This window comes from Sphingopyxis sp. UBA6723, from assembly GCF_002454115.1.
GTDB lineage: Bacteria > Pseudomonadota > Alphaproteobacteria > Sphingomonadales > Sphingomonadaceae > Sphingopyxis.
In genome coordinates, this window is sequence record NZ_DKIH01000001.1 from 40,054 (window position 1) to 47,141 (window position 7,088).

Consider the following 7,088-nt stretch of genomic DNA (forward strand, 5'->3'; position numbering starts at 1 on the left):
ATCGCTGCGCGACAGGGAGGATCTCATTCGCACCAAAAGCCTTTGCCACGCCGACTCGCCCCGCTTATCAGCATCCGCGATGGTGGGCATTCGCGACACGGCTCTGAAAAACAAATCGCGGCTGCCGCACGTCAGCCGCCGCCAGATGCTGGTCGGTGCCACCGCCGCGGGCGGGCTGGCGATCGCATGGAGCCTGTGGCCGCGCGACTATCAGCCCAACGTCACCGCCGCGCCCGACGAGCATGTGTTCAACGCCTTCCTCAAGATCGGCGACGACGGGCATATCAGCGCGGTCGTCCCGCAATGCGAGATGGGTCAGGGCGTTACGACGCTGCTGCCACAGATCATGGCCGACGAGCTGGGTGCCGACTGGCGGACGATCGCGGTCGAAACCGCGCCGATCAGCCCGCTCTATACCAACACCTTGCTGGTCGACGAGGACAGCGCGGTGTTCACGCCGCGCGCCGGGGTTCCCGATTTTGTGTCCGACGTGCGCCGTTGGGCGCGGCGCGAATGGGCGGTGCGCCACGCGGTGATGCTGACCGCGAACAGCTCGTCGGTGCGGATGTTCGAAGGGCCGTGCCGCGCCGCCGCCGCGCAGGCGCGCGCGCTGCTGATGATGGCCGCGGCGGCGCGTTGGGACGCCGATTGGGAGGATTGCGACACGCAGGATGGCTTCGTCATCCTCGGCAAGAAAAAGCTGCGCTTCGGGGAAGTTGCCGCCGCCGCGGCATTGCTCGAACCGCCCGCCGAACCCGTCTATCGCGCCAGCAGCGGCGATCCGCTGTACGGCAAGGAACTGACGCGGCTCGACCTGCCCGCGAAGATCGACGGATCGGCCAATTATGCCGGTGACATCCGCCTGCCCGACATGGTGTTCGCGGCGATCCGTCAGGGACCGCTTGGCGCGACGCGGCTGAAAAGCATCGATCGCAAGCAGGGTATGGCCGCGCCCGGCCTGCTGCATGTCGTCACCCATGAGCGCTGGGTTGCGACCGTGGCGCGTAATTGGTGGGCGGCGAACCGCGCGCTCGACCGTTTTGCCCCGGTGTTCGAGACCGCCGGGACCCCGATTTCCACGACCCGCATCGACACGGCGCTGAAACAGGCGCTGAAGGACGGCGGTTATCGGATATCGCACACCGGCGATGTCGCCGAAGCGATGACAGGCAGGACCAAGGTCGTGGCCGAATATGCCGTCGCCCCCGCGCTGCACGCGCCCATCGAAACGCGCAGTGCCACCGCCGCCCCCGACGGCGCGCGGTTGCGTGTCTGGGTGGCGACACAGGCGCCTGCGCAGTGCCGCGATGCGATTGCCACCGCCACCGGACTGTCGCCGAACGATGTCGTGTTGTTCCCAATGATGGCAGGGGGGTCGTTCGACGCCTGCCTCGACCATGGTGCGGCGGTTCAGGCCGCGATCATCGCGCTGCAAGTGAAACGCCCGGTCCAGCTCGCCTGGTCGCGCGCCGAAGAGATCATGCGCCTGCCGCCGCGCGCGCCGGTTCGCGCGCGGCTGAGCGCGACGTTGAATGCCGCGGGGGGCATCGACGCGCTGGTGACGCGGATCGCAGTGCCGCCGACCAATCACGAGGTCCGCGCGCGGCTGTTCGACAATGTCCCCGCCGATGTGGCGCAGCGCGCCGCGGTCGGCAGCGCCGATGCCGCAGCGGTCGAGGGCGCGGCAAGCCCCTATGCCATCCCCCACCACGCGGTCGACCATTGCCCCGCCGACATCGGGCTGCCGACCGGACGCTGGCGTGGCAATGCCGACAGCTACACCGCCTTTTTCACCGAATGTTTCATCGACGAATTGGCGGCGCGCGCCGGGACCGATGGCTTGTCCTATCGCATCGCGATGCTGGGTGACGCGCCGCTGCTGGCGCGTTGCCTGCTGACCGCGACCAGCCTGGGTGGTTGGGAAGGCGGGGTGTCGGGGACCGCGCAAGGGCTGGCGTGCCATAGTATGCGTGGCAGCCATATCGCTTTGATGGCCACCGCGCGGCAGAGCGACAAGGGGTTACAGGTCGAGCAATTGGTCGCGGTCGTCGATGCCGGGCGCCTCGTCAATCCGGCGGTCGCGCGGCAGCAGGTCGAGGGCGGGTTGATCTTCGGCCTCGCCGCCGCAGTGGGTGCGACGACCGATTATGAAGGCGGCGTCGCGGCGGCGCGCAAGATCGGCCAACTTGGCCTGCCGCGCCTGTCGCAGACCCCACAGATATTGGTCGAATTTGTCGACAGCGACCGCGAGCCCGGCGGTTTGGGCGAAATTGCCGTCCCCGTCGTCGCGCCCGCAATCGCCAACGCGATGTTCGCCGCGACCGGTCGCCGCATCCGCCGCCTGCCGCTGTCGGCGCAGCCGCTATGACGGCCTCCCGGACAAACCCTATGACTCTGCCCCCCAACCATCCGCCCATCGCTGCACCCCGTATCGGCGTGCTGCTCGTCAACCTTGGCACCCCCGATGCGCCCGATGCGCCATCGGTTCGCCGCTATCTGGCCGAGTTCCTGTCCGACCGCCGCGTCGTCGAAATCCCGCAAATCCTGTGGCAGCCGATCCTGCGCGGCATCATCCTGACCACCCGGCCCAAAAAGTCGGCGCACGCCTATGCGCAGGTGTGGACCGAAGATGGCTCGCCGCTCGCCGCGATCACCCGCGCCCAAAGCACCGCGTTGCAGGCGGCATTCGGTGACGATGTCCGCGTCGCTTATGCGATGCGTTACGGCAAACCCGCGATCGGCCCGGCGATCGACGCGCTGATCGCGGCCGGGTGCCAGCGCATCCTGATCGCGCCGATGTATCCGCAGTATTGCGCGGCGACGACTGCGACGGTGGTTGACGCGGTCGGCGGGCATCTCAAGACGCTGCGCTGGCAACCGGCGCTGCGCTATCTGCCGCCCTACCATGACGACCCCGCCTATATCGCCGCGCTGAAAACGTCGGTCGAGGCGGGGCTAGCGGCGCTCGACTTCACCCCCGACCTGCTGCTCGCCAGCTTTCACGGGATGCCCGAACGGACGCTGCACCTGGGCGATCCCTATCATTGCCAGTGCCGCAAGACCGCGCGGCTGCTGTCGGAAGCGATGGGCCGCCCGATCGAGGTCGCGTTCCAGTCGCGCTTTGGCCGCGCCAAATGGCTCGAACCCGCGACCGACACCCAGCTCGAAGCGTTTGGCAAAGCGGGACAGAGCGTCGCGATCTTTGCCCCCGGCTTTTCCGCCGATTGCCTGGAGACGCGCGAAGAGCTGGCGATCCGCGGCAAGGAGCAGCTTGAGGCCGCGGGCGGCGGGCGCTTTGCCTATCTGCCGTGCTTGAATGCCGAAGCGCCCGGGATGGCGATGCTTGAGACGATGATGCGCCGTGAACTGTCGGGCTGGCTATAGTTACCAACTGTTTAGGTCCATGCGCTAGATTGCTCCGACGCGGCACCGAAACGGTGTGATCGCGGCAATTTGGAGATATGGGATGAACGAGGTCCAATCGGCAGCATTGATGCTGGCCGGGGTCACGCTGGCCTTTGTGGCGGTCGTCTTTGGCGTGTGGTGGCTACGCCGTCCGCGCACCGTTCCCGCCGCGCCGCGCGCGCCGCGCGTTGCTGGTGAAAGCCGGATGCCCAAGCTTTCGCGAAAGGCGAAGGTGGAAGTCGAGCCCATCGAAATCTCCGCATCGCGACTCGCGCGCGTCAGCGGCAAGGCGCCGCTCCAGCCGCAGGCCGAGACCGACTATGACTATCGGCAAGTCCCCGCCCCTGTTGACGAAGCCGCCGCAGTCGAAGCCACGCTTGAAGCCTTGGCATCCGAGGTCGAAGACGAAGCGCATCGGATCGAAAAGGCCGAGGTCGAAGCTGTTACGCTCCGCCTTGTGCCGCAGATCCCGCTGGGCGATGCAATTTCAACCAACAGCTGGCTCGGCGGTCGCCCGCGCCTGCCCGCAGGGATGGCGTGGCCGCAGATCGACGGCGAGCCCGCCGACTTTCTCGCCCAAATCGACTGCGCCAGCCTGCCCCCCGCGCTGTGGGACGGATTGGGGCCGCGCGAAGGGGCGCTCGCCTTTTTCATCCATCGCCGCGGCCATCAAATGCAGGTGCTGCATCTGCGCGATACCGATGCGGCGCTGTCGCCGCCGCTCGCGCTCGATGACCCCGACGGTTGGTTCGGCCCGCATGGCGGCCTGCGCTTTGGCGACCTTGAACCCTTTGCGGTGCGCGCCTTTCCCGAATGGCCTGTTGATCTGGTCGCGGTACGCCCCGGCGAGGCCGACCCGCGGGTCGAGGCTGATCCGAACGAGGTCGGCGCGATGCTGTATAACCGCAGCTACGACATCGCCGACCCTGCCTTTCACCCCTTCGACTGGGGCAGCATGACCGCGATGGTCGCCATTTTGGAAACGCGGCTCGACCGGTTGACGATCAACGCAGTGCCAATGCCCGGCGCAAGCACCNNNGCGCGCGCGCGCCGCTGAGATCATCGCCATCGTCCGCGAAAGCGCGACCCGGCAAGCCTTTTCGACCAGCGATGCAACCGCCGTCATGGCCGCGCTGCACGCCATCCACTGGGCCAAGACCGTCCATCGCATCGACCCGGAAACCGGCGCCGAGGTCCACGAGACCATCACCCTGCCGCTGACGACGCACCGCGCCGACGCCCATCTGTGGGTCCATGACTATCAGACGATCCTGTTCGACCGCGCCAAACATGCGTGGTGCGCCAACCCGGACAGCCTGTCGCCGCCGATGCGTGCTTTCTATGAACCCTATTGGCGCGACCTGGCGGCGCGGGAAATGGCGGCGATCGGGCATGAGCCCTTCCGCTATGTCCATGATTATGATGAGGATCGCGACGCGGTGCTGCTCGAACTGCCGACGAGCGGGTTGATGAGCCGGATGTTCGGCGACTGCGACAATCTGGTCGTCACGATCGACAAGTCCGATCTGGCCGTGGGGGACTTTTCAAAGCTTCGCGTCCAGGTGAGCAACTAACCCGACGAATAGCTTTGCGATTGACGTTCCGGTAAACTTGCGGCGGCCGCGCGGGCGTCCTAATCATCGTGCGATAACTCTGTGGGAGAGCAGAATAAATGGCACGCGTAGCAATCGTCACCGGCGGCAGCCGGGGCATCGGGGAAGCGATCAGCCTCAAATTGCAGGAACAGGGCGTCACCGTCGTCGCCAACTATGGCGGCAATGACGAAAAGGCGAAGGCGTTCACCGAACGCACCGGCATCGCCGCGATGAAATGGGACGTCGGCGACCATCAGGCGTGCCTCGACAGTTGCGCGCGCATCGCCGAGGAATTCGGCCCGGTCGACATCGTCGTCAACAACGCCGGGATCACCCGCGACGGCACCCTCGCCCGGATGAGCTATGACGATTGGGACGATGTGATGCGCGTCAATCTGGGCGGCTGTTTCAACATGGCGAAGGCGACGTTCGGCGGCATGGTCGAGCGCGGCTGGGGCCGGATCGTCAACATCGGGTCGATCAACGGGCAGGCGGGCCAGTACGGCCAGGTCAATTATGCCGCCGCGAAATCGGGCATCCACGGCTTTACCAAGGCGCTGGCGCAGGAAGGCGCCAAGAAGGGCGTGACCGTCAACGCGATCGCCCCGGGCTATATCGACACCGACATGGTCGCCGCGGTGCCGCCGCAGGTGCTGGAAAAGATCGTCGCCAAGATTCCGGTGGGGCGTTTGGGCCAGGCCGATGAAATCGCGCGCGGCGTAGCGTTTTTGTGCAGCGAGGATGCCGGGTTTGTGACCGGGTCGACGATGTCGATCAATGGCGGGCAGCATATGTATTGACGGGCCGAGGGCGCTAGCGAAAGCGTTCGCGTCAGCGAACGGCGAGCTGGCAACCGGTGGCGAAGCCACGGCCCGGCACGGCCAGCGGGGCGGCGATCCCAAAAGATCGCCGAACCCGTCTGACGGCGGGCGGCGGCTTTGCCGTCGCCACTGGAGCCACGACCGATGACCCAGCCCTTCCACCCTCCCGTCAAACGGTCGGTAACGATCGCCGGCCATCCGACTTCGATCAGCCTCGAGCCGATGTTCTGGGACGCGCTGGAGGCAGAAGCAGCGCGCCAAGCGCTCCCCGTCAACGCGCTGGTCGCGCGGATCGATGTCGAGCGGATGGAAGCCCACAATCCACCAAACCTGACCTCCGCAATCCGCCAGTGGTTGTGGCGAGGGCGTGCCGATTAGATCGCGGCGTAAACCGCCGTCCCAAACGCCGCACCCTTGTCCGGCGCGTGATGGAGGAACAGCGACGGTTCGATCAGTTCGAGTTCCATGATGTGGAGCTTCCCCGTCGCATCGCCGACCATATCGACGCGCGCGTAAACCGGCGGGGCTGGTGCGGCGGCCAGCGCCGCGGTTGCCAGCGACTGGGCGTCGACTCTCGCCTCCCACGCCATTTCGCGGCCGCCAAATTGTTCCTGCACACGGAAGTCGCCCGCGGCGGGGCGCTTGACGATCGCGTGGCTGAATCGGCCGGCAAAGAAGAACAGCGAAAATTCGCCCTCGGTCAGGATGCCGGGCATCAATGGCTGGACCAGGCGGCGCTGGCCGATCGCGTCGGCGGGAATCGCCTCGCCTGCCGCAATGCGGTGGGTGCCGTCGGCGCCGCCCGAAATCGCGGGTTTGACCACGACTTCTTCGGCGCCCAGTTGCAACCGCGCATCGGCAAGGCGAGCATCGTCCAGCGCTGCGACCTCGACCGTCGGCACCACCGCAACACCCTTCGCGCCGAGTTCGGACAGATAGGCCTTGTCGCTGTTCCAGCGCAGCACCGGCACCGGATTGGCGACCGGCAACGCGTCGGCCTCCAGCCGGTCGAGCAGCGCGTACCAGGTCGCGACATCGCGCTGATAGCCCCAAGCGAAGAGCGGCAGGATCAGGTCGTAACCCGACAGGTCGCCGGGATCGGTCCACACGCGCTGCTCGACGATCAGCCCGGCGCCGGTCAGCGCTGCCGCCTTGCGGGCAAAGGCGGGCTGCCATTTTTCGTAATAATCGGGCGCCGGGACCAGGATGGCGACGCGGGGTTGGAAGGGCATGGGCTCTCCTGAAGCCCCTCCCCTTCAGGGGAGGG

General features: G+C 66.8%; 7 protein-coding genes. 6 read left to right on the forward strand and 1 reads right to left on the reverse strand.

The window, feature by feature from the left end:
- The first annotated feature begins 79 nt into the window (after positions 1-79).
- The 6 genes from B4F07_RS00240 to B4F07_RS00265 all read left to right on the forward strand — a co-directional run bounded on the left by B4F07_RS00240 (position 80) and on the right by B4F07_RS00265 (position 6,199).
- Positions 80-2,368 (forward strand): xanthine dehydrogenase family protein molybdopterin-binding subunit, encoded by a 2,289-nt coding sequence (locus B4F07_RS00240; RefSeq protein ID WP_293699257.1) that lies wholly within the window; start codon positions 80-82, stop codon positions 2,366-2,368.
- Between the two features lie 20 nt (positions 2,369-2,388).
- Complete coding sequence (hemH, locus tag B4F07_RS00245; protein WP_293699260.1) at positions 2,389-3,384, forward strand: ferrochelatase; 996 nt, start codon at positions 2,389-2,391, stop codon at positions 3,382-3,384.
- 226 nt (positions 3,385-3,610) lie between these two features.
- A complete protein-coding gene (locus B4F07_RS00250) occupies positions 3,611-4,462 on the forward strand; it encodes a DUF1963 domain-containing protein (protein ID WP_422663579.1) in 852 nt (283 codons plus the stop codon).
- Between the two features lie 67 nt (positions 4,463-4,529).
- Positions 4,530-4,979, forward strand: a complete 450-nt coding sequence (locus B4F07_RS00255; protein ID WP_293704317.1) for a DUF1963 domain-containing protein — start codon at positions 4,530-4,532, stop codon at positions 4,977-4,979.
- A gap of 98 nt (positions 4,980-5,077) precedes the next feature.
- Entirely contained in the window at positions 5,078-5,800 is a 723-nt protein-coding gene (gene phbB / locus B4F07_RS00260; protein ID WP_293699266.1) for an acetoacetyl-CoA reductase, read from the forward strand.
- Between the two features lie 165 nt (positions 5,801-5,965).
- Entirely contained in the window at positions 5,966-6,199 is a 234-nt protein-coding gene (locus B4F07_RS00265) for a ribbon-helix-helix domain-containing protein (protein WP_293699269.1), read from the forward strand.
- Here B4F07_RS00265 and B4F07_RS00270 read toward each other — a convergent pair.
- Positions 6,196-7,053: an ATP-grasp domain-containing protein gene (locus B4F07_RS00270; RefSeq protein ID WP_293699272.1), complete on the reverse strand. Its 858-nt coding sequence runs from the start codon at positions 7,051-7,053 to the stop codon at positions 6,196-6,198. The genes B4F07_RS00265 and B4F07_RS00270 overlap by 4 nt on opposite strands.
- Between the last annotated feature and the right edge of the window lie 35 nt (positions 7,054-7,088).